The 2730-nt window shown below is 72.5% G+C and carries 2 protein-coding genes; both read right to left on the minus strand.

The features are described 5' to 3' along the window. Nucleotides 1-373: 373 nt before the first annotated feature. Nucleotides 374-2125 (minus strand): ATP-dependent helicase, encoded by a 1752-nt coding sequence (locus RWP81_RS16035; RefSeq protein ID WP_314457783.1) that lies wholly within the window; start codon nt 2123-2125, stop codon nt 374-376. Further along, a partial coding sequence (gene nudC, locus RWP81_RS16040; RefSeq protein ID WP_314457786.1) for an NAD(+) diphosphatase occupies nt 2122-2730 on the minus strand: 609 nt, incomplete at its 5' end. The genes nudC and RWP81_RS16035, both read right to left, overlap by 4 nt.

Consider the following 2730-nt stretch of genomic DNA (forward strand, 5'->3'; position numbering starts at 1 on the left):
CGCGTCGTTCGGGCCGTCCTCGCCGCCCTCCCGCCGCGTGCGAGCGTGCTCCCCTGGGCCGGATCGGCCGGGCACCCCGTTCCCATCGGTACGCGCGTGGTGCTTCTGGCCGCCCACCGCGTCGACCCGCGACGCGCGGCCGCGCTGCTCAGCGCAGACGTGACGCACATTCCGCTCACGCTCGACGGCGGCAGCGCCACCGTCGGTCCCGTGGTGGTCCCCGGTCGCACCGCATGCTTGGCCTGCCTCGACGCCGCCCGGCGACGTGACGACGCACAATGGCCCACTATCGCCGCCCAGCTCCTGGGCCGCTCGCACCCCGACGTCGACATCGCCCTCGCCGCCGAAGCGGGACGCGCCGCCCGGTTTCTGCTCAGCGGGCCGATCGCGTCGACGACGAGGTCGCTGCGCCTGCGCGCCGATTCGTTCCGGCGGGCCTGGGAGATGCATCGGCCGAGCGAAGAGTGCCAGTGCCGATCTCCTGAAGGAAGCGCGAGGGAGACCGTTCCATACGCCCCCGGCCTCGCGCCCAGCTCACCGACAGCGTCCGCGCCGCTCGCGTGACACCGACGTAAGCGAGGCGTCGCTCTTCGTCGACCGCCTCGAACGTCTTCGCGTACGAGATGGGCAGCAGCCCCTCGCTCACCCCCACGAGGTACACGTGATCCCACTCCAGACCCTTCGCCGCGTGCAGTGTGGCGAGCGTCACCGTACGCGTCGTCGGCTCATGCTGGTCACGCGCACGTGCCTGAAGATCATCGGTGAAGGCGCGCAGGTCGGTGCCCGCCGGCGCGTCTTCGGCGAGACGCAGCAATGCCGCCCGCGCCTCCCACGCCTCTCGCAGCGCGCCGCCGGCCGCCGGCGGGTCGTCGGTGAGTCCGACGCTGCGCAGCACATCGCGCACCGTGGCGAGAAAACCCGTCTCCATCGGGGCGACCGACGCCGCCCGGAGCGCCATGAGCGCCTGGCGCACCTCCGGCAGGTCGAAGAACTTGCGCCCGCCCAGCACCGATGCCGCCACGCCGACCCCCGACAGTGCGGTGAGCAGCGCCGCCGACTGCGCGTGCGCGCGGTAGAGCACCGCGATGTCGGGCGGGTCGACCCCGCGGGTGAGGGAATCGGCGATCGACCGCGCCACCGCGGTGGCCTCGTCCTCGTCGTCGTCGAAGGCGCGCACGGTGGGCGTCGGTGTGTCCAGGGCGCTCGCAGCGACGAGTTCGAGGGCGCCCGCTCGTCCGCGCATGAGCTCGTTGGCCACGGCGAGCACGGGGGCCGTGGAGCGGTAGTTGCGCTCGAGCCGCACGACGCGCGCGTCCTCGTGGGTGCGCTCGAAGTCGAGCAGGTACCGCGCATCGGCGCCCGTGAACGAGTAGACCGTCTGGCTCGCGTCGCCCACGACGCACAGGTCGCGGCGATCCCCCAGCCACAGCTCGAGCACGCGGTTCTGAAGCGGCGAGACGTCCTGGTATTCGTCCACGGTGAAGTGCCGGTACTGCTCGCGCACCGCGGCGGCGACGTGCGGCTCGGCCTCGATCATGCCGGCGCACGTCAGCAGCACGTCTTCGAAGTCCATCTGGCGCCGCTCGTCCTTGAGCTTCTCGTACGCGCGCTGCAGGGCGACGACCTGGTCGACGCCCAGACGACCGACGCCCTCGGGTCGGTCAGCGGCGTACCGGTCGATGGAGCGCAGGGTGACCTTGCGCCACTCGATCGCGGCCGCGACGTCGCGCAGCGTCGCGGTGTCGGGCGAGAGACCCACGCCGTCGGCCGCGTGCGCGAGCATGCGCACCTTGTTGTCGATGATCGAGGGGGCCTGGTCGCCGGCGAGCGTGGGCCAGAAGAAATTGACCTGTGCGAGCGCAGCCGCGTGGAAGGTCCGGGCCGATACCCCCGACACCCCGAGCGCACGCAGACGCCCCCGCATCTCACCGGCGGCTTTTGCGGTGAAGGTCACCGCCATCACCCGCTGGGGCGAGTACGCGCCCGTGTCGACACCGTGCGCAATGCGCCGCGTGATGACGCGCGTCTTGCCGGTACCGGCGCCGGCGAGCACGCAGACCGGCCCGCGCAGGGAACGCGCGGCTTCGAGCTGGTGCTCGTCGAGGTCGTCGAGCGGACCGGTCACGCGATCCCCCGGTACCAGTCGTCGATGAGACGGCGCGCGATGGATGCCGCGCCCGGCAGGCCCACGTCGGACTCGCCGCGCAGCGCCGCGCCGATCTCCTCGCGGGTGAACCACCGCACCTCGACGATCTCCTCGCCGTCGGGGCGAGCGGCGCCGTCGTCGACGACCCGTGCACGGAATCCGAGCATGAGCGATCGCGGGTACGGCCACGCCTGCGAATCCCGGTACGCGATGTCGCGCAGCCGGACACCGGCTTCTTCCTCCACCTCGCGAGCGACGGCGTCTTCGAGCGACTCCCCCGCCTCGGCGAACCCGGCGAAGCACGAGTACCTCTGGCCTCCCCACGCGGCGTTGGCCCCGAGCAGGATCCGGTCGTCAGACTCCGCCGATGAGAGAAGCACGATCACGGCCGGATCGGTGCGCGGAAAATGCTCTCGCCCGCACGCCGGACAGTGTCGCGACCACCCGGCATGGCGTACCTGCGTGAGCGTGCCGCACGCGGGGCAGAAGGGCGCGTCGCGCAACCAGCCGGCCAGGGCGACGGCGGTGGTGAGGACCTCCGCCTCGCCCGCGGGCAGATCGCCCCCGGCGGCGCGCAACGGCGC

The organism is uncultured Microbacterium sp. (assembly GCF_963521695.1).
Lineage (GTDB): Bacteria > Actinomycetota > Actinomycetes > Actinomycetales > Microbacteriaceae > Microbacterium.